This is a genomic window from Veillonella sp. AS16 (assembly GCF_000517785.1).
Taxonomy (GTDB): Bacteria; Bacillota; Negativicutes; order Veillonellales; family Veillonellaceae; genus Veillonella; species Veillonella denticariosi.
Map to the genome: position 1 here is coordinate 300,286 of NZ_AZYX01000007.1, position 20,442 is coordinate 320,727.

A 20,442-nucleotide genomic window follows, 5' to 3' on the forward strand; every position below is an offset into this window, starting at 1 on the left:
TAAGCCATGCAAGAAACATTAGTTTTAATCAAACCGGATGGTGTAAAACGCCAATTAAGCGGTGAAATTCTAAGCCGTTATGAACGTAAAGGCCTTGTGATTAAGGCTTTAAAATTGCTACATGTGCCTCGTGAACTGGCGGAAGAGCATTATGCGGAGCATAAAGATAAACCGTTCTTTGGTGAATTAGTCAACTTTATTACATCCGGACCTGTTCTTGCATTTGTTTTAGCAGGCGAAAATGCAGTTGTATCTGTACGTGCTTTAAACGGGGCTACTAATCCTGTAGATGCGGCTCCTGGCAGTATTCGTGGTGACTATGCTTTAACGATGGATTCCAATGTGGTTCATGCGTCAGATTCTCCTGAATCGGCAGCGCGTGAAGTACATCTTTGGTTTCCGGAATATAAATAATTTTAAGGTTCATATCATGTAACTCGTTTACATTCGTATCATGTTCTATTTATAAGGAGGTATTTATATGGCTAGTAGTGTATATACTAAAACGGGTGATACCGGTACGACAGGTTTATATACGGGCGAAAGAGTACCGAAATCATCATTACGAGTGGAAGCTTATGGTATAATTGATGAATTACAGGCCTTTATAGGTCTTGCCAGAGCGTATGCGGAGAATGCACGAGTTCAAGTAGAATTATATGATTTGGAACGTACATTATGGACGCTGATGGCGGATATCGCGAGTCTCAATAAGGCTCCGGATGTAACGGACCAACAGGTAAGGCATCTTGAAAAAGTGATCGATAAATTTGATGAGAAATTAGAACCTTTATCTAATTTTGTCGTTCCCGGGGATAAACGATCCTCTGCATATTTGCATGTTGCGAGAACGATAGCACGTCGTGCAGAACGCGCTTTATGGCGTGTATTAGATAGCGGCGAAAGCGTTCATGAGTCGAATTTGCGATACTTGAATCGCTTATCGGATCTTTGTTTTATCCTGTGCCGCGTAGAGGAAGAAATCGGAGCTGAATAAATAAAAAAAGCTATGTTTATACATAGCTTTTTGCTCGTTATAGACCTTATTGAGAAGACCTTATTGAGATATAGTTTGATTTAATACATCTTGAGGGCTTGGGTAATAGAAGAAGATATGAGGAATTTCATATCTGAATTTTTTTCGTAATAAATCGGACAATGTCGCTTCAAAGCAGATGATCTTGTCTGCTCCAAAGTCGAAATCCTCCACGAGGACCAACAGTTGTGGTTCTACTTGAGGTGCATTATCTGGTAATGCCTCCGGTGGTAGAGGTACATTTACCACCACGCGTACGGTACCGATGTATTTACCTTGACCGTCGTCGATAGCTACTCGGTAGGTATTATCCCATAAGGTGGCCATCATTTTTAATTTCATATTCATAATTTCCATAGTATCGCTCCTTTGTTATACTTATAATGATACTGAAATTATAAATTCTTGTATAGGTGCATTATGAAATCCAGAATTATCCTGTGTTCCGGTGGAGCACGCAGCGGAAAAAGTGAATTTGCGGAATCTTTAGCGCTTTCATTCGAAGGGCAAAAGGCCTATGTAGCGACAGGGCAAGCCTTTGATGATGAGATGTCGGATCGAATCAAAAAACATCAGGAGAGACGAGGGGCGTTATGGAGAAACTATGAAGTACCGCTTCATCTTGCATCATCATGGGATGATATTTCCTCATCTGCCGATGTGGTGCTCATTGATTGTCTGACCATGTTTACCACGAATCATATGTTAAAACACGGATCAATCACGGGGCAGGAAGATGTAAATGAGTTAGAAGCATCTATACTTTCAGAATTACATACATTATTGAAGTCGATTCAATCAACGGAAGGTAAAACCGTTATATTTGTTACGAATGAAATCGGATTGGGTATTGTACCGGATAATAAATTGGCTCGGTATTTCAGAGATATTGCGGGGCGTGTTAATCGCGCGGTAGCCGATGCGTCAGACCAGTTATATTTGACGATTAGCGGTGTAACCATTGAATTAAAATCTCAGGAGGTTCATATAAATGGCTAAGAAAATCATGTTTCAAGGAACCAGTTCCAACGTAGGTAAAAGCATTCTGTGTACCGCTTTATGTCGAATTTTTTACCGCAAAGGATATAAAACAGTTCCTTTTAAGGCTCAAAATATGGCCCTCAATTCATATGTTACGAAATGGGGCGATGAAATTGGTCGTGCTCAGGTGGCACAGGCGGAGGCTGCCGGCATTGATCCGATTGTTCAGATGAATCCTGTTTTATTAAAACCTACAGGTAATCAGTCGTCGCAAGTCGTTCTCATGGGAAAACCCGTAGGTGTATATAGCGCTAAGGAATATCACACAAAGTATTCATTAACTGCACTGGACAAGGTTAAGGAATCCATTGATTTTTTGGATTCCAATTTTGATATGATGGTCATCGAAGGGGCCGGAAGTCCTGCGGAAGTTAATCTCAAGGCTAACGACATCGTCAATATGCGCATTGCAAAGATGACTAATGCACCTGTTTATCTCATTGCCGATATCGATCGCGGTGGTGCTATCGCATCAATTGTAGGTACATTAGAATTACTGGAGCCTGAAGAGAGGGATTTAATTAAAGGCATTGTAATTAATAAGTTCCGGGGAGATATTAAGTTATTGGAACCTGCGTTGACATTTATCGAGGAAAAAACCGATAAAAAGGTAGTCGGTGTTATTCCGGCTATTGAAAATCTTGATATCGATGAAGAAGATTCCGTAGCATTAGAGAATAAACGTAACAGCGGCGGCAAGGATATTCAAGTTGTCGTTATGCAGACTCCGAAGATTTCCAATTTTACGGATTTTGATGCGCTCAATTATGAACCGGATGTTTCAGTGCGCTTTGTAGGACCGGGAGACGTAATAGGTAAACCGGATCTCATCATATTGCCGGGGTCTAAAAACACCTTGGCGGACCTTACATATCTGCGGGATTCCGGCTTTGCTGAAGAGATTAAGAAGCTGGCGGCTGCCGGCACACCTGTTATCGGTGTATGCGGAGGAAATCAAATGCTCGGTAAGACGATTTTTGACCCGCATCACATGGAAGGTGATATCGATGAAGTGGAGGGCCTTGGACTCGTTGAATCGACAACGACCATGAAGGATCAAAAAACAACCCATCAGGTTCAATTTAACGCATCGAACTTACAGTTTCTTAACGGCACCTATACGGGCTCGTATTTAGTAGGCTATGAGATTCATATGGGGGATACGACCCCGCTGGAAGATTCCGTTACAAGATGTTTTTCTATCACAAGTCGCAGTGAAACGCCTGTACAAGTAGTGGACGGTTTCATTGATGGAAATCACCAGGTGATGGGTACGTATATTCATGGCATATTCGATAATGACGAATTCAGACGTTTTATCATCAATCAATTGCGTGAACGTAAAGGTTTAAAACCGTTGGATGTCGTATTCCATTATTTTGAACATAAGGATGCGGCATATAATCGCCTGGCCGATATCGTGGAAGAACATCTGGATATGGATTATATTATGTCTAATTTGAATTAAAATAGAGGATTTAAATGGAACAGTTAACAGTATGGCAATGGTTTACAAAATATAGCTTCGTTTGTATTCCTGTGTTAGCATTTTTATTGGATATTTTTATAGGGGATCCTAAAAGTAAATATCATCCGGTAGCGATCATCGGACGCATTATCTCCTTTTTTGAGGCTGTTCTTTACAAGGAAACCGATAATGATACAAAAAAATTATGGTACGGAGGTATTGCGGTAGGTCTTATTTTATTGACCGTATATATTCTCGCTTCGCTTATACTTTGGATTGGCGGCGTGATTCATGAATGGGTTTATTACGCCATCGAAGTGCTTTTACTCTATATCTCTATTTCTCCTCGTTCTTTAGCAGGGGCGGGCTTTGAAATCGGACAGCTTTTAAAACATGGTAATATTGAAGGTGCCCGTCAACGGCTATCTTGGATCGTAGGTCGTGATACAGCCGATCTTGATGAAGGTGAAATTACACGCGCTACGGTAGAAACAATTGCTGAAAATACCGTTGACGGTATCGTTGCACCGCTATTTTTCTTTATTCTGGGTGGATCCATGGGGGCTATTCTTTATAGAACCGCAAATACGATGGATTCCATGATGGGATACAAGAATCAGAAATATTTATTTTTCGGTCGTGTGGCGGCCCGCTTGGATGATATCTTAAATTGGATTCCGGCTCGTATTACATTTATTCTCTTAGTCGTATCCGCATTTTTTCTACGATTTGATGCAAAGTCGGCTTTTAAGATAGGGGTTCGCGATGCTAATAAGCATCCAAGTCCAAATGGCGGCTATGCCGAAGCACCGGTAGCAGGAGCCTTACACATTCGTTTAGGCGGATATAACCAATATTTCAACAAAATGACCTTTCGTGAATATATGGGCGATCCTATTGAAGCTATGAATCGCAATCATATTACGAGATCTATTTATATGATGTACTTTACGACATTGCTGATGGTTATTATCAGTACAGTTATAACCTATGGGATGATGGAACAATGACACCTTTCTTTATTGCATTGCAATTTTTAACACGTATAAAATTAGTGAACCAGACAGATTGGTCAGTAGAGGATTTCGGTAAATCCGTGGCCGCTTTTCCTTATGTAGGCTTGATTATCGGATTATTTTTGGCTATATTATACGGTATTTTATCCTTATTTATACCTCGCATGCCGTTAATGCTGATCATCGTAGTAGCTGAGTTTCTGTTGACAGGCGGACTTCATGCGGATGGCTTGATGGACACCAGCGACGGACTGTTTTCCGGACGTGAGAAGGAGCGAAAGCTTGAAATCATGAAGGACAGTCATGTCGGTTCATTCGGGGTCATCGCCTTTATTTTTGTTACGCTTTTAAAATGGCAATTATTGGCTGCTATTCCATCCGCCGAATTTATTCCGATGGCACTTATCATGATGCCTCTCATGAGTCGATGGACCATGGTATTCAGTATTCGAGCGTATCCTTATGCACGTAAAGAAGGCATGGGCGCCGCCTTTGCAAATTATGGCCCCAAGCATGTCATGCTATATAATACGATTTCTACATTCTGTATGCCGCTTATATTGCTTTTCATCGGCAGTATCTTGTATACCGTACTATATGGAGTCTATGCGGTGATTTCCGTGCCTGATGTAGAATATATATCTGGATTAGGTATATTGGTATATGCTACATTAGGTATTTTCCAAATCAATGTGATAAGCATGATTGTCGCTTATATTATCAATATAGCTTTAAACGGATATATCGTAAAACAGTTGGGAGGTACTACCGGCGATACATACGGTTTTGTTACAGAAGTGACAGAGGTATTGCTTTTATTTGTATATATCATCATTTTATCTATTTTATCCGCTACGGTTGCATCCAATCCAGCCGTATTTTAGAACGTAAATCATAAAGTATTTACCTCTGACCTTATATTAATGCATTTGATGAAAGGAGTTCATGGTGACCTATTATGTGAGAGCCCCCGGTACATGTGGAGAATTTCTCCAAGGGTCCATTGATGGACAGTCATTTTTAGTGACTTGTCCCATAAATCGATACTCTTATGCATTAAGCGATGTGAAACATCCTTTTTATAATTACTTTTGTTCCCTCCAACCAAAATCTGCTCGTGCCAGACAACTTGTTTTAGCTAGGAATCAACAGGACAAAACAGATACATCCGTATATGTGAGATCGGACATTTTGCAAGGAAAGGGGATGGCATCCAGTTCCGCAGATATCGCCGTGACGGCCATGGCGACAGCTCTTGCAATACATCGTGAGTTATCATTTAAAGAGCTGGAGCGTATCTGCTTAACCGTTGAACCTACAGATGCTTCATTTTATCCCGGAGTTACGCAGTTTGATTATTTTGAAGGAACTATTTCCGAACATTTAGGTATGTGTCCGCCCTTAAAAATCCTCGTTTTTGATGAAGGAGGAAGTATCGATACGATTGCTTTTAACCGACAGGATGATTTAACCGAAAAAATCAAGGAGAAAGAACCGATTATAAAAGAATCGCTGGATCTTTTTAAACGAGGATTAAAGACTCATGATATCAATCTCATCGGGCAAGCCGCTACATTGAGTGCCTTCGGTAATCAACGCATCCTATATAAACCTGATTTATACAGCTTTCACGATATCGGTGTACATTATCATAGTGTCGGTACTATTATCGCTCATAGCGGTACTATCATGGGTTTATTATTTCCCGTTGATTATGGTGGTATTGATGATTGTAAGCATGAAATCATGCGAACTTTACCACATCTAACGTATGTAGATACTGTAGAAACAACTAACGAGGGATTGACCTATATCAAGCGATGAAAATAAAGTTTATAACAGAAAGAGAATATTATGTCAGATATACATGGGGGCAATATTTTTAAGTTTGCCCATGAACAACGTATTGAACCGTATGAGGTTATTGATTTCAGCGCCAATATAAATCCATTGGGCCCTAATCAGAAGGGACTTGATGCGCTACATAATCGATTGCGGTATATTAATCATTATCCGGATGCCACAAATGATGATGTATTAAATGCGATTGCCGATACATATGGTGTAGATAAACCCCAAATTGTTGTGGGGAACGGAGCGGCTGAACTGCTTTATGCGATTTGTCGTCTGCCGAATTATACGGGGGCATTTGTTCCGGCACCGGGATTTTCTGAATATAAAGAGGCTTTAAAGGCCAGTCATATTCCGGTCCGTGATATATTCTATCGACCTCGTATCGATGATAATGGAGTACCGTATTTTGAGATACCTTACTTAGCATTAGAAACATTTGCGGCAGAACTAAAGGGGCAGGACGGTAGAGTTATCGTTTTCCTGGGAAATCCAAATAATCCGGACGGAACTTTACTTGATATCAACCATACACGTATCCTTGCCGGTATGTTAGCCGATGCAAACAGCCTGCTCGTCATCGATGAGTCATTTATAGATTTTGTTGGAAATGATATGCTTTGTGATAATGAGCAGTCCATGCGACAGCTCATTGATGAATTTGATAACATCATTATAGTTCATTCCTTTACTAAGTTTTATGCCGTGCCGGGTCTGAGAATCGGTGCTGTATTTGCAAATCCGAATATCATTAAACAGCTACAATCTTTTATTCCTGCCTGGTCTGTCAATACTTTGGCACAGGCCTATCTGGAGGCTGCCCTCAATGATTCAGATTATGTAAAACGAACAAAATCCGATGTACAGGATGAACAGAAGTTTATGTATCAAAGTTTGTCGGCTATAGAAGGCATTACAGTATATCCGCCATCAGCGAACTTCATGTTGTTACATATTGAGAAAGACGGTATTACAGCGGATTCGATTAATGAAGTTTTGAAGAAGCATAACATGATTGTACGGAATTGCGACAACTATGAAGGACTTGGTAATCAATGGATTCGTCTGGCTATCAAGGACCATGAATCAAATGTGACCGTATCAGGTATAATAGAAGAAATATTTAAAGCATAGGAAAATATATGAAAACGTTATACATCGTTCGTCACGGTGAAACTGACTGGAACAAGATGGGAAAATATCAGGGTATTACTGATGTACCCTTAAATGAAAACGGGTTAGCACAGGCTAAGGCTTGTGGTGAGGCTCTCAGTCATGTACACTTTGACAGAATCTTATCAAGTGATTTATCTCGTGCATTGGTGACGGCCGAATCCATTCGACGAAATCGGTTGATACCGATTTCGACTGATAAACGATTACGGGAATTAAATTTCGGTGATTGGGAGGCTTTATTGTTTTCAGAAATTGAAGAACGTTGGCCCAGTTTAATCGATGAAATGTATTTAAAACCTCATATTGTCAGAGTTCCAAATGGTGAAAGCTTTAAGGAATTACAGGAGCGCGCGTGGGCAGGACTCGAAGAGTTTATCTCTGCTAATGACGAGGAAGAAACATTACTCATTACTTGCCATGGCGGCACCATTCGGACGTTGTTGTGCAAATTGCTGGATATCTCCATTAGTCATTGCTGGAATTTCAGTCAAGGTAATACGGCGATTAATCGTGTCTTTTACAATGGTATGGGTGAATTCGATCATAATATACTGAACCTATTGAATGATACGGCTCACGTAGATACGCTGCAGGGATATCAGTAATGAGACTTGATAAACTATTGGCCAATAAAGCCTACGGCAGTCGTAAGGAAGTACATCAAATTATCAAAGATAAACGTGTATCTGTTAACGGAATAGTAGTAACTAGAAAAGATATGCATATTGATCTGGATTCGGATAATATCACTGTTGACGGCCAAAGGGTCAATCGTACACAGGCGTACTATGTTAAGTTTCATAAGCCGAAAGGGTATGTGACAGCTGTGGAAGACCCGATGCATCCTGTCGTGATGGATTTACTGCCGCCCGAATTTCGGAAGATGGGCGTCGTTCCCGTAGGTCGTCTTGATAAGGACACGGAAGGCCTTCTGTTATTGACTAATGACGGTGTATGGGGGCATTCTATCATAAACGGTCATAAACATATACCGAAGGTATACTATGTTGAGTATGACGGTACATTATCAGCTGACGGATTACAGCGCATCCGTCAGGGAATCGTATTAGGTGACGGAACGGTCTGTAAACCGGCTGTATTAGAAATTCTTTCGCCAACCGCTTTGCACATGACAATCGAAGAGGGAAAGTATCACCAGGTGAAACGCATGATCGGTGCTGCGGGAGGAACGGTAACTTATTTAAAGCGCCTTTCCGTCGGATCTGTTGATTTAAACGGTATCGAAACGGTCGGATCAATGCTAGAATTAACCCCATCAGAGGTGGACGCATTTAAAAAGTAGCATGAAATCCTATTCAATATAGGTAATTTATGGTAATATTAGATGTACTTTATAGACTAGGAGCATGATTATGAACGGATTAAATCGGCTACAGCAGTATATCAAAGAGCAAGAGTTAACAGGCGTTATTTTAGTGAGTCCTACAAACCTTCACTACTTTGCTGGGTTTACAGGGTCCACGGGCTTTGCGGTTATCACCGCGGAGAAAGCGTTTATGATTACCGATTTCAGATATACCGAACAGGCTCAAATGCAATGTGAGGGATATGAGGTAATTCAATATGAAACGACTGTTATGGATTCTCTTGTAGATATTTGCAATGATAATCATATTCATGAAGGACTCTTCGGTATAGAAGGTAAATATATGCCTGTCGATACATATGAAACATTATGTGATACATTAGATGAACGGTTTAATTTTACGTCTACTAATTTTGCCAAGCTTCGTGCCGTAAAGCGAGCGGATGAGCTCGATTTATTACGGAAGGCCGCCAGGATCGGAGATGACGCATTTTCCGCATTGTTACCGCAATTAAAGGTCGGTATGACGGAAAACGAAGCGCGAATCATCTTAGAAACGGAAATGTTAAAGCGCGGTTCGGAAGAACCCTCCTTTGCGACCATTGTCGCTTCAGGCAAACGCTCCAGTATGCCTCACGGGGTAGCCAGTGATAAGGTGATTGAAATCGGAGATTTTGTAACCTTTGATTTTGGTGCCGTATATAAGGGGTATCATTCCGATATGACTCGAACCATAGTTATGGGGGCGGCGTCAGACGAGCAAAAAAAATTATACAGTATCGTATTGGAAGCACAAAAAAGAGGTGTTGCCGCAGTTAGAGCCGGTATTACAGGCAAAGAACTGGATTCGGTTTGTCGTGACTATATACGTGATAAAGGTTATACCAGGGAGTTTAACCATGGGACCGGTCACGGTGTAGGTCTTGATATTCATGAGGAACCGGTAGCCAATCCGAAATCCGATACGGTATTTGAAGAAAATATGATCATTACGGTAGAACCGGGGATTTACATATCAGGCTCTATCGGATTGAGAATAGAGGATAGTGTCATCGTCAAATCTGACGGCTATGAGGTGTTGACACACAGTCCAAAAGAGTTAGTTGAAATAGGTATTTAAAAGGAGAAGAGTTAGATGATTTCCAGTAATGATTTTCGTCCAGGTGTAACCGTTGAAATCGACGGTAATGTATGGCAGATAGTTGACTTTCAACACGTAAAACCAGGTAAAGGTGCGGCGTTCGTACGTACAAAAATGAAAAATTTGCAAACTGGTTCCGTAGTAGAACGTACATTCAATGCCGGTGAAAAGGTGCCTAAAGCACATGTTGACCGTCGTCGTATGCAATACTTGTACGAATCCGACGGTGCTTACACATTCATGGATAACGAAACCTATGATCAAGTTGAATTGAATGTTGAACAATTAGGTGATGCTAAAAATTTCCTTCTTGAAAATATGGAAGTATCTATCATGTTCTTCCAAGGTATCGTAATCGGTCTTGATTTGCCTGTAGCCGTTGAACTTCGCGTTGTTGAAACAGATCCTGGCATCCGTGGCGATACTGCAACGGGCGGTAACAAACCGGCTGTACTCGAAACAGGCTATACTGTAAAAGTACCTCTCTTCATTGAAGTGGACGATGTACTTCGTATTGATACCCGTACAGGTCAATACATCGAACGCGCCTAATACGTTTTGATATGTATTGGGGACAGATCTTTTCATGGAATTTTATTCCCCATATATCGTAACATTTACACTATGAGCACTTGTCGTCTATGTAATTATATATAGGGGATAAGTGCTTTTTTATGAAAGAGGCCAGTATGACTAAAAAAAATACTGAACTAGAATCGGGAAAAATTAAGATCAGTGATGATGTGTATGCCACCATTGTTACCATTACCGCTTTGGACACTAAAGGTGTTCATCATATGAGCTCCACCTTTAACGATGGAGTAAATACGCTACTTCGTCGCAAAACCGATCATGAAGGGGTTAAGATATCCTTTAATGATGAAGGCGCGATTGCGGTTACATTATATGTGTGCATCCAATACGGGTATCGAATTCCTGATGTAGCTTTGCGATTACAGGAACGTATTAAAACAGCATTGGTATCCTATACTGAAATTGAAGTACAGACTATTGATATTGTTGTACAGGATATCGTTTTTGACGATCTTGTACCCACACCTCGGACATAGGAGGTATCTATGACTTCAGATAATAAACTAAATTATGGACTCGATGTGGATACTATTAACATTGCCGATTCGGTTATTATTGATGTGGCGACTAAAACGCTGGGAACTATCCCCGGTATTCACTCGTTAAGCCCTCGTTTTTATGATGAACTGGTAGAAGGTATTACACATGCCTTTGGTCAACGTAATCTGCCGGGAATTAACGTAAAACATCGCAAAGGCTTTTTAGAGGTCAATATATATATTAAAGCTCTATATGGATATAATCTCATCGACTTGTCCAAACAGTTACAACTAGAAATACAACAGACCTTAAAAAATATGCTCGATCTTGATCATGTAAAGGTGGATGTACATATTGAAGGGATTGTGAAAGAAAAGGAGCCGACCTCACATGAGAACTAAAAAAAATCGACGAGAAGCCCGTCAATATGCTTTTCAATTATTATTTGCCAATGAATTTCATAGTGACCAAGTCGATGTACAATTTCCTGAAGGGGATATACCGAAAGACATGGATACGGAATATGCCAAGTCAATAGTACAGGGCGTATTGGCAAATCAAAATACTCTGGATCAACAATTACAACCATTTTGCAAGAGCCGGAAGGTTGAACATCTGGATAAAGTGGATCGCACAATCTTACGATTGGCCCTTTGGGAAATGACAAATGACAGAGAATCATTGGAACCTTCCATTGCTATCAATGAAGCGATTCAATTGGCAAAAGTTTTCGGGTCCGATGCATCCTATAAGTTGGTAAACGCCATATTGGATGCATATAATAAGAGCAAATAATGAAGCGTTATTATTTAGGTATCGATACGAGTTGTTATACGACCAGTTGCGCTATTGTCGACAACAACTTCATTATTGTGGAAGAAGTGCGAAAGCTTCTCGATGTAAAAGCAGGCGAACGAGGGCTGCAACAATCAAATATGGTATTTCAACATACGAGAGCATTACCTGATTTAATCAAACAACTTCCCAAGGTATCGATCGAAGGTATCGGTGTCAGCGGATTTCCTCGCCGTGAAGAAAGTTCCTACATGCCTGCATTTATGGTGGGGTTAGGACAAGGACAGACATTAAGCCATTTGATGGATGTGCCGCTTCATATCTTTTCTCATCAGGAAAATCATATCCTGGCGGCTTTACGGAATATGAAGACCATACCGACAGAACCGTTTCTGGCATTACATTTATCGGGCGGTACAACGGAACTCGTTCATTGCCGGTATGAAGGAAATGGTATGTTTACATCTCATATCATCGGTGGCTCTAATGATTTGCAAGGCGGTCAATTTGTGGATCGTATCGGTGTTGCGATGGGACTGTCATTTCCGGCCGGGCGCGAACTTGAATTACTCGCATTGCAAACTGAATCCTATAAATCATTGCCGTCCTCTGTAAAAGACGGATGGATCAGTTTTGCCGGTCCTTGTAGCGCCGCTATGAGACGCGTTGAACCCGATATGGATAAAGCTGATTTGGCGCGTGCCGTCTTTTCATGTATCGCCAACTCCCTGGAAAAATTGTTTACCTACCATTTAGAGAAACATCAGGTAAGAACACTCGTTGCGGTGGGGGGAGTCATGAGTAATTCCATTTTACGAAAACGGATCGAACAATATTGTAAACGTCAACATATACAATTACATGTAGCAGAGCCTCGGTTTTCCGTTGATAATGCGACAGGTAATGCGTTTGGGGCGGCTTTTTTACAAGAGGTTATCAGATAATCGTGAATGTGTTAACTATTACGCAATTAAACAACTTAATAAAACGGACCTTGGATCGCGAATATCTGCTAAAAAACGTCTATGTAAGCGGCACTATTATCAATGCAAAGAGGCATAGCAGCGGTCATATGTACTTTTCCTTAAAGGATGAGGAGTCCGCTATCGATGTAACCATGTGGTCCAGTACAGTCATGCAAAAAGGGCTTGCCTCATCTATTCAAAACGGCTTGTTGGTAACTGTGAAAGCATCCGTAAACTTTTATAATAAAATGGGTCGTTTAAATCTGATTGCATCAGATATGCAGATAGGGGAAAAGAGTCCGTTACAGCTTGAATTTGATGCATTAAAAAAGGAATTAACCGCATTAGGATATTTTGATGACAGCCATAAACAGCCTCTGCCGTATATGGCAAAGTGTATCGGCATTGTCACATCTCAATCGGGTGCCGTATTGCATGATATACTACATGTGAGTAAAAATCGTAATCCGCTGGTACAATTTAAATTGTATTCCGTACCGGTTCAAGGACCGGCAGCAGGACCTGTTATTGCCAAAGGGATTGCCGCTGCCGATGCAGATCCGGATGTAAACGTAATTATTGTCGGGCGTGGCGGCGGATCTATGGAAGATCTATGGTGCTTCAATGATCGTGCTGTGGTGGAGGCGATTTATAAAGCACATACGCCTATCATTTCGGCCGTGGGACATGAAACGGACTATACATTATGTGATTACGCAGCAGATGTACGTGGGGCTACGCCAAGCCATGCGGCGGAATTATCGGTTTTACCTCTTACGACATTACAGGAACAGTTACTGGAGAAAAAAGAATTCCTGCATCAGTTCATACACTATACGTTACAACAAAAAAGAACGGATTTAACCGTACTGTTTAATCGTAAACTGGGGATTCCGGCCCTTCAATTTCTACATAAACAAAAAACACTGTTGCAACAACTTTCACAATCGATGAAAACATCGGCAGTTGAAGCCTGTCGTACAGAACGTCATAATTTAGCATTACTGGCTCAGCAAATGGAATCACTTAATCCATTACACATGATGCTGAAGGGCTATGCTAAAGTTGAACATAGAGGACAATCGGTTATATCCGTATCACAGGTCCATCCTAAAGATGATATCCGTATTATATTATCAGACGGTAATGTATCTGCAACAATTAAGGAGGTGCATATAGATGAGCGCATCACTGAAAAGTTATGAGAAAAAATATAAAACATTAGAAGATATCGTTAAAAATTTAGACGAAGGAGACATGACAATTTCTGAATTATTGACGCAATATAAAAAAGGACTCACATTGGTAAAAGAATGTGCGGCCATGTTGGATTCCGTAGAGACTGAGGTACAACAGATTATCGAAGAGGTACGCATCAGTGAATAAGGAGATTCATATGTTCAAAACATATTTGGAATCGAGTAAAAACAATATTGAACAATGGCTCGGAGAAATATTGAAGAGTCCTAATACGGAATATGCACCGCTCTATGAATCCATGGAATATAGCCTTATGCAAGGCGGTAAACGTATTCGCCCTATACTGACCCAGGCGGTTCTTGAAATGTTTGATAAGATCCCTGCGGATTATAAGGAATTTCTCTGCGCTATGGAATGCATTCACACGTATTCCTTAGTTCATGATGATCTTCCTGCCATGGATAACGATGACTATCGTCGCGGTAATTTGACTAACCACAAAGTATACGGGGAAGGAATGGCAATTCTTGCCGGGGACGGCCTCTTAACCTATGCATTTCAATTAATGGGTTCCAATAGAACCGCCAGCGCGGAGCAGAGAATCAAAGCTATTATCTGTGTAGCTAAAGCGGCAGGTCCGGAAGGTATGGTAGGGGGCCAGGCTTTTGACTTGTTGAGCGAAAATCGGCATATTCCGCTGGAGGAACTGAAGGTCTTACATAGAGGCAAAACAGGAGCACTGTTTAATGCCGCTGTTGAACTGGGGCTCATTTTAGCAGATGCGGATGCAAATACATATCGGGCTTTTATGGAGTATGCGAATTGTTTAGGATTGCTATTCCAAATCACCGATGATATCCTAGATGTAACAGGAACGATAGAGGAACTCGGTAAAACGCCCGGAAGCGATATTCGACAGCACAAGTCGACCTATGTGGCATTACTGGGTCTCGAAGGGGCGATACGGCAGGCTCATATGGTTGGCAATCAGGCACATGATGCATTGAAGAGCGTCGCTTATGATACAGCCATCCTTGAGTCGTTAATTGATTATCTGTTAGAACGAACAAATTAGAGAGGTTTATACCTGATTATAGGTACATGGAATGATTGATATATTGCTACAAACAGCACATAATTATATAGCCCAGGCCGCATTTTGGGGCTGGTTTTCCGCACAGGCCATCAAGTTTATATGGCAGCTTGTACGCTTCCGTCGATTACGATTCGAACGACTAGTAGGATCGGGAGGGTTTCCAAGTTCTCATACATCCTTTGTCATTGCTACCACGACGGCAATATTTTTAAAAAATGGAGGCGTATCGGATTTATTTGTCCTTTCTCTGGTGTTCTCCATTGTCGTCATGTATGATGCATCCGGTGTACGGTTAGAGGCGGGTCGTCAAGCACAGATCTTAAATCAGATTGTAGACTACTTTTCAAAACGTAATATACCTGTTGTTATAACCCGAAAGGAAGCCTTAAAGGAATTACTGGGACATACGCCTGTTGAAGTATTCGGCGGATTAATTCTCGGTATTCTCGTAGCATATATTCAATTTTATTATGTGTATAATGGTGTCATATGAGTACTAAAGAGCGATTAGATGTGCTTCTCGTCAACCGGGGACTTTTTGAAAGCAGAGAAAAAGCGAAGGCCGCTATTATGGCAGGCCTTATATTTATGGATACTACGCGTATCGATAAGGCGGGAACAAAGATTCCTGTAGATGCCGATATTCACGTTAAAGGAAATACCTTGCCGTATGTAAGTCGTGGGGGGCTTAAATTGGAGAAGGCTATCAAAATGTATCCCATCAATCTGCAGGATGCGGTCATGGTTGATATCGGGGCCAGCACGGGCGGATTTACGGATTGTGCATTACAAAACGGGGCTACAAAGGTTTTCGCCATCGATGTGGGATATAATCAATTAGCCTGGAAATTACGCCAGGACCCTCGCGTTATCAATATGGAAAAGCAAAATATTCGCACCGTTACACCAGAGCAATTAGGCGAACAGGTTGATTTCATATCCATCGATGTAGCTTTTATTTCTCTTGATAAAGTTTTGCCGGTTGCAACCACGTTATTAAAGCCTGAAGGCTCTCTGGTCGCCCTGATCAAGCCCCAGTTTGAAGCCGGGAAGGAAAATGTAGGTAAAGGCGGTATCGTTCGGGATGAAGCTGTTCATAAGGATGTATTGCGGAGAATATTACATGTCGCTTTTGATTGCGGTCTTTATCTCTATGGCTTAACGTATTCCCCCATCAAGGGAATGGAAGGTAATATTGAGTTCTTAGGATATTTTAAGAAAAGTAAAGAAGGAGCTTTGCCGATAGATGACAAATTGATTAATTGTGTCGTAAGTGAAGCTCATTCATTATAGGAGATATACTATGCGTATCGGATTTTTCCCCAACATGGGAAAAAGCAATATTATGGCGGTCTTAAAAATGGCAGCTCATATTTGCAGAGAAGAACAGATTGAAGTTTTTTTGCCGGATGACTTGGAGTCCGATGCACCTGCTCGAGTGTTACAAATTCCAAAAACACATATCTTACCGCGTCCTGATATATTCAAACAGATTGATATTGCATTCAGCTTTGGTGGAGATGGCACAATTATTCATTTGGCGCGTCAAATTTACCCTTATAAAGTCCCCGTATGCGGTATTAACCTAGGCGAATTGGGCTTCTTGAATCAGATTGAGGTCCATCAGCTACAAAGTCATATTAAACGTATAGCTCAAGGTGATTATAACATTGAAAAACGGGGCCACTTATATGCATATATAGATCGCAGTAATGGCGATGAAGAAGAATTAGTCCCTATCATTAATGAAATCGTTATAACCCGCGCGGAACCGGCTAAGATGGCCCGTATCAATATGTCCGTTAATAATCAGCATACGCAAATGTATCCTGCTGACGGATTGATCATCGCATCAGCTACGGGGTCTACCGGTTATAACCTTTCAGCAGGCGGTCCGATTATGAAGCCGGATAACCGATCGATTATCGTCACACCTGTGGCACCTCATTTGATTCAGGGCATATCCATGGTTCTTGAAGAAGATGATACCATTCAAATCACGATGCCGGAACGGGAGCCGCAACTTCATATCTGTATTGACGGTACCTTTGATTATACTTTTACAAATCAGGAGGTACTGCATATCAGTTCTAATCCCGTGTATTGTCTGTTCGTTCGCTTTAAAGATCAATGTTTTTTCGGCACCTTATTTAAGAAACTGGCATCCCGCAGGGATGAGCTTTTATAATATACATTCTCAAGGGAGATGTTTTTATGATAAATATTAATAATGCCGTTCAATTTCAACATCTCATATGGGATCGCGTTATGACGAATGCCAAAGTCGTAGTGGATGCGACTTGCGGAAACGGTCATGATTTATTATATCTGGCGGAGCGTGCACAAAAAGGATGTCACTTGTACGGCATTGATATTCAAATGCAGGCCATTAACACCAGTAAAGAATTACTACGGTCTAATGGAATTGCCCAGGATGTGAGTCTCACATTTATTCATAGATCTCACGACAAAGCATTATCAGAAGATATTAAGGATAACAATATTGATCTGATGATTTTTAATTTAGGATATTTACCAGGAAGTAATCATCAAATTATAACTGAACCGCATCATACCATTAATGCCATTCAAGAGGGGGCTGGGAAAATTAGACAACTCCGGAGTTATTACGGTTGTTGCTTATCCGGGAACGGAAGAGGGGTTAGCAGAAAAAGAATACTTGCAATCGTATTTAAAAAACTTGAATCAGAAGCTGTATAATGTATGTCATTGGCAGCCTATGAATCAGGTAAACCAGCCCCCTGAATTATTTATTTTACAGAAGCGATAGAGTATTTGTTATTATTAATAACTTTAATGCATATATGACTAATAAAAGACCTGTTCCCGGGTCTTTTATTTATACATCGGTATATAGTAATTCTTAAATTATTAATTTCCTATAAATAGATGAATACTATAGGCTATGCATTTGTAGCTAATCAGTATATTGAATGTTAACAATATTTTAAATATTAGTATAATATGCATAAGACGTATACTATATGCGATATATACCATATATTAATTATGAATATATGGTATAATAATAAATAGAAAGATACTATTCTCTTTTATGTGCAGGTTTAAAAAAGGGAGTTCAACATGAAACGTTATCGCTATAACAAAATTAAAGAAATCGTACAGTCTAAGGCGATTGAGACCCAGGAAGAATTGGCGGCAGCCTTATTAGAAGAGGGGATTGAGGTAACACAGGCTACCGTTTCCAGAGATATTAAGGAACTGATGTTAATCAAAATTCCTACAGGTGATGGGCATTATCGATATGCATTATCTCCGGAGGAAAACGTAGTTCTTTCTCGCAGCCGCATCAATCGACTATTCCAAGATTCTCTAATCAAAGTGGATCATAGCTTGAACCAAGTCGTGCTACATACGATTCCGGGTTCAGCTCAATCTGTTGCATTTTCCATCGATCATGCAAAATGGAATGAAATCATCGGTACCTTAGCCGGGGATGATACAATTTTGTTAATTGCAAAAACGGAAGCGGAAGTTCCTGCAATTTTAGCTAGAATTCAAGATTTAATGAAGGACTAAATATATGTTAACGCAAATGAGCATTCGTAACTTTGCGTTGATTGAGCAAATGAATATTTCATTTAACGATGGTATTACTATCTTTACCGGCGAAACTGGGGCAGGGAAGTCCATTCTTATGGATGCCTTCAGTATCCTTTTAGGAGAACGCGCAAGCAGCGAGTTCATTCGTCACGGTAAAGATAGTTTTGTTATAGATGGAACTTTCGATATCGCCAATCACAAAAGTATACAAGAATTATTGGAATCCAAAAATATTATTGTCGAAGACGATGAGTTGATACTATCTCGATCATTTAACAAGAACGGTAAATCTACGATTCTCGCAAATGATCAGCCGATACCGCTTAAAGCACTTAAGGAAATTGGACAGTGCTTGGCTGATATTCATGGTCAATATAGTAATCAACGCCTATTGCAGGCCGATACACATCACGAATATCTTGATACATATAATACGGAAGGCCGGAGGGCTTATAAAAATTATGTAGAGGCTTATAAGTTTTATAAAGAAGCAAAGCGAGAAGTGGATCATTTACAGGAGAATATGGCGGAACGAGCTCGCGAACTTGATATGTTGCGATATCAAATCGACGAAATTGAGGAAGCAGGGCTTACAGTAGGCGAAGATACAGCTATTTCTGAAGAACTTAAACGGCTCGACAGCTTTGAGCATATCGATAAGGTCCTCGCTTCCTGTTATGATGCATTTTATAACGGTCGGCAACCACTACTTGATACGGTTAATTCAATCAAGATAGAGGTCAATGACCTCCTTAAATACGATGAATCTTTAAAAGATGTATCCGAAATGGTCAATTCGGCTTACTTTCAACTGGAAGAGGCGGCTCAATCACTTGATCGTTATAGAGATAATATCAGCTATGATGAGGAACGTTACAAATTCTGCCAGGATCGTGATACTACAATCTATGGATTGAAGAAAAAATACGGTGAAAGCATTGAGGATATCCTGGCTTATGAGGACAGGGCGCAGACACGACTTGAGGAATTAGAACATTTGGTATTCGCTCAGGATGAATTGGAGGAGCGATTACATCAGGCTGAAAGTAAGGCAAAAACAGCTCTTATTGAATTGGAAACAATTCGGTCAAAAAATGCAAAGCTCATCACTGCTGCATTGCAGAAAGAATTAGTCGACCTCGGTATGCCTAAAGGAAATATAGAATTTCAAATCGTTCAAGCCGATGAATTGACGGCTTTGGGTGCCGAATCCATCGAATTGCTGTTTACAGCGAATAAAGGGGAGCAGTTATTACCGCTTCATAAGGTAGCTTCCGGTGGCGAGTTGGCGCGTATAGCCTTAGCTTTCAAATCGGTATTTCGCACCGATACCTACAAAACGATGGTATTCGATGAAATCGATGTTGGCATCAGCGGTGATATTGCCCTAAAGGTAGCTGAAAAAATCTTGGCTTTATCAAAAATGAATCAGGTGTTTTGTATTACACACTTACCGCAGACGGCAAGTATCGCGAAACAGCACTATCATTTATCCAAGATAGAACAGGATGAACGAACCGTATCAACATTAGCGGTTTTAAACAGTAAAGAACGGGTTATACAGATAGCATCAATGATGTCAGGTCGCAGTATGTCCGAGACGGCATTAGCGGCAGCACAGGAACTAATTGACCATTTTCATTGACTAAAAGCGTATAATTTCTTATACTA

General features: G+C 40.7%; 26 protein-coding genes and 1 pseudogene. 26 read left to right on the top strand and 1 reads right to left on the bottom strand.

Annotated elements, in window-relative coordinates; all coding sequences use genetic code 11:
* The first annotated feature begins 6 nt into the window (after positions 1-6).
* Both ndk and HMPREF1521_RS01560 read left to right on the top strand, forming a co-directional pair.
* Entirely contained in the window at positions 7-414 is a 408-nt protein-coding gene (gene ndk, locus HMPREF1521_RS01555; RefSeq protein WP_038114982.1) for a nucleoside-diphosphate kinase, read from the top strand.
* Positions 415-481: 67 nt separating this feature from the next.
* Entirely contained in the window at positions 482-997 is a 516-nt protein-coding gene (locus tag HMPREF1521_RS01560) for a cob(I)yrinic acid a,c-diamide adenosyltransferase (protein WP_038114983.1), read from the top strand.
* Between the two features lie 60 nt (positions 998-1,057).
* Here HMPREF1521_RS01560 and HMPREF1521_RS01565 read toward each other — a convergent pair whose 3' ends face one another.
* Positions 1,058-1,393: a hypothetical protein gene (locus HMPREF1521_RS01565; RefSeq protein ID WP_038114985.1), complete on the bottom strand. Its 336-nt coding sequence runs from the start codon at positions 1,391-1,393 to the stop codon at positions 1,058-1,060.
* Positions 1,394-1,456: 63 nt separating this feature from the next.
* Here HMPREF1521_RS01565 and cobU point away from each other — a divergent pair, with 63 nt between their 5' ends.
* The 24 genes and pseudogenes from cobU to recN all read left to right on the top strand — a co-directional run bounded on the left by cobU (position 1,457) and on the right by recN (position 20,416).
* Positions 1,457-2,035, top strand: a complete 579-nt coding sequence (gene cobU / locus HMPREF1521_RS01570) for a bifunctional adenosylcobinamide kinase/adenosylcobinamide-phosphate guanylyltransferase (RefSeq protein ID WP_038114988.1) — start codon at positions 1,457-1,459, stop codon at positions 2,033-2,035.
* Positions 2,028-3,545, top strand: a complete 1,518-nt coding sequence (locus tag HMPREF1521_RS01575) for a cobyric acid synthase (RefSeq protein WP_038114991.1) — start codon at positions 2,028-2,030, stop codon at positions 3,543-3,545. Before cobU ends, HMPREF1521_RS01575 begins: the two co-directional genes overlap by 8 nt.
* Positions 3,546-3,559: 14 nt before the next feature.
* Complete coding sequence (gene cbiB, locus HMPREF1521_RS01580; RefSeq protein WP_038114993.1) at positions 3,560-4,555, top strand: adenosylcobinamide-phosphate synthase CbiB; 996 nt, start codon at positions 3,560-3,562, stop codon at positions 4,553-4,555.
* On the top strand, positions 4,552-5,445 hold the full coding sequence (cobS, locus tag HMPREF1521_RS01585) for an adenosylcobinamide-GDP ribazoletransferase (protein ID WP_038114995.1): 894 nt from the start codon (positions 4,552-4,554) through the stop codon (positions 5,443-5,445). Before cbiB ends, cobS begins: the two co-directional genes overlap by 4 nt.
* Positions 5,446-5,737: 292 nt before the next feature.
* The gene (locus HMPREF1521_RS01590; protein WP_232203160.1) at positions 5,738-6,385 is read left to right on the top strand and encodes a GHMP kinase; all 648 of its coding nucleotides are present in this window, start codon (positions 5,738-5,740) and stop codon (positions 6,383-6,385) included.
* A 30-nt stretch (positions 6,386-6,415) separates the two neighbouring features.
* Complete coding sequence (locus HMPREF1521_RS01595) at positions 6,416-7,546, top strand: histidinol-phosphate transaminase (protein WP_038114996.1); 1,131 nt, start codon at positions 6,416-6,418, stop codon at positions 7,544-7,546.
* A gap of 8 nt (positions 7,547-7,554) precedes the next feature.
* A complete protein-coding gene (gene cobC / locus HMPREF1521_RS01600) occupies positions 7,555-8,193 on the top strand; it encodes an alpha-ribazole phosphatase (RefSeq protein ID WP_038114999.1) in 639 nt (212 codons plus the stop codon).
* Complete coding sequence (locus HMPREF1521_RS01605; protein WP_038115001.1) at positions 8,193-8,891, top strand: pseudouridine synthase; 699 nt, start codon at positions 8,193-8,195, stop codon at positions 8,889-8,891. The genes cobC and HMPREF1521_RS01605 overlap by 1 nt, the downstream gene beginning before the upstream one ends.
* 70 nt (positions 8,892-8,961) lie before the next feature.
* A complete protein-coding gene (locus tag HMPREF1521_RS01610) occupies positions 8,962-10,035 on the top strand; it encodes a Xaa-Pro peptidase family protein (protein WP_038115003.1) in 1,074 nt (357 codons plus the stop codon).
* 15 nt (positions 10,036-10,050) lie between these two features.
* Positions 10,051-10,608: an elongation factor P gene (efp, locus tag HMPREF1521_RS01615; RefSeq protein WP_038115007.1), complete on the top strand. Its 558-nt coding sequence runs from the start codon at positions 10,051-10,053 to the stop codon at positions 10,606-10,608.
* Positions 10,609-10,745: 137 nt separating this feature from the next.
* Positions 10,746-11,126, top strand: coding sequence for an Asp23/Gls24 family envelope stress response protein (locus HMPREF1521_RS01620; RefSeq protein ID WP_038115008.1), 381 nt, complete (start codon positions 10,746-10,748; stop codon positions 11,124-11,126).
* A gap of 9 nt (positions 11,127-11,135) precedes the next feature.
* A complete protein-coding gene (locus HMPREF1521_RS01625; protein WP_038115009.1) occupies positions 11,136-11,531 on the top strand; it encodes an Asp23/Gls24 family envelope stress response protein in 396 nt (131 codons plus the stop codon).
* Complete coding sequence (nusB, locus tag HMPREF1521_RS01630; RefSeq protein WP_038115011.1) at positions 11,521-11,925, top strand: transcription antitermination factor NusB; 405 nt, start codon at positions 11,521-11,523, stop codon at positions 11,923-11,925. The genes HMPREF1521_RS01625 and nusB overlap by 11 nt, the downstream gene beginning before the upstream one ends.
* Positions 11,925-12,869: a metallohydrolase gene (locus tag HMPREF1521_RS01635; protein WP_038115013.1), complete on the top strand. Its 945-nt coding sequence runs from the start codon at positions 11,925-11,927 to the stop codon at positions 12,867-12,869. The genes nusB and HMPREF1521_RS01635 overlap by 1 nt, the downstream gene beginning before the upstream one ends.
* A gap of 2 nt (positions 12,870-12,871) precedes the next feature.
* Entirely contained in the window at positions 12,872-14,095 is a 1,224-nt protein-coding gene (gene xseA / locus HMPREF1521_RS01640; protein ID WP_038115016.1) for an exodeoxyribonuclease VII large subunit, read from the top strand.
* Complete coding sequence (gene xseB / locus HMPREF1521_RS01645) at positions 14,070-14,276, top strand: exodeoxyribonuclease VII small subunit (protein WP_038115019.1); 207 nt, start codon at positions 14,070-14,072, stop codon at positions 14,274-14,276. The genes xseA and xseB overlap by 26 nt, the downstream gene beginning before the upstream one ends.
* A 10-nt stretch (positions 14,277-14,286) precedes the next feature.
* Complete coding sequence (locus HMPREF1521_RS01650; protein ID WP_038115022.1) at positions 14,287-15,165, top strand: polyprenyl synthetase family protein; 879 nt, start codon at positions 14,287-14,289, stop codon at positions 15,163-15,165.
* A gap of 31 nt (positions 15,166-15,196) precedes the next feature.
* Positions 15,197-15,679, top strand: a complete 483-nt coding sequence (locus tag HMPREF1521_RS01655; RefSeq protein WP_038115026.1) for a divergent PAP2 family protein — start codon at positions 15,197-15,199, stop codon at positions 15,677-15,679.
* Positions 15,676-16,479 carry a TlyA family RNA methyltransferase gene (locus HMPREF1521_RS01660; protein WP_038115030.1) on the top strand — a complete coding sequence of 268 codons (804 nt, stop codon included), beginning with the start codon at positions 15,676-15,678 and terminating at the stop codon, positions 16,477-16,479. Before HMPREF1521_RS01655 ends, HMPREF1521_RS01660 begins: the two co-directional genes overlap by 4 nt.
* A 10-nt stretch (positions 16,480-16,489) precedes the next feature.
* Complete coding sequence (locus tag HMPREF1521_RS01665) at positions 16,490-17,374, top strand: NAD(+)/NADH kinase (RefSeq protein WP_038115031.1); 885 nt, start codon at positions 16,490-16,492, stop codon at positions 17,372-17,374.
* A gap of 80 nt (positions 17,375-17,454) precedes the next feature.
* Positions 17,455-17,715 (top strand): annotated as a pseudogene (locus HMPREF1521_RS09130) (methyltransferase domain-containing protein); the annotation flags it as partial.
* 52 nt (positions 17,716-17,767) lie between these two features.
* Positions 17,768-17,977, top strand: a complete 210-nt coding sequence (locus HMPREF1521_RS09135; RefSeq protein ID WP_255325706.1) for a class I SAM-dependent methyltransferase — start codon at positions 17,768-17,770, stop codon at positions 17,975-17,977.
* A 314-nt stretch (positions 17,978-18,291) separates the two neighbouring features.
* Positions 18,292-18,747 (top strand): arginine repressor, encoded by a 456-nt coding sequence (argR, locus tag HMPREF1521_RS01675; protein ID WP_038115034.1) that lies wholly within the window; start codon positions 18,292-18,294, stop codon positions 18,745-18,747.
* A gap of 4 nt (positions 18,748-18,751) precedes the next feature.
* On the top strand, positions 18,752-20,416 hold the full coding sequence (gene recN, locus HMPREF1521_RS01680; RefSeq protein WP_038115037.1) for a DNA repair protein RecN: 1,665 nt from the start codon (positions 18,752-18,754) through the stop codon (positions 20,414-20,416).
* The last annotated feature ends 26 nt before the right edge of the window (positions 20,417-20,442 follow it).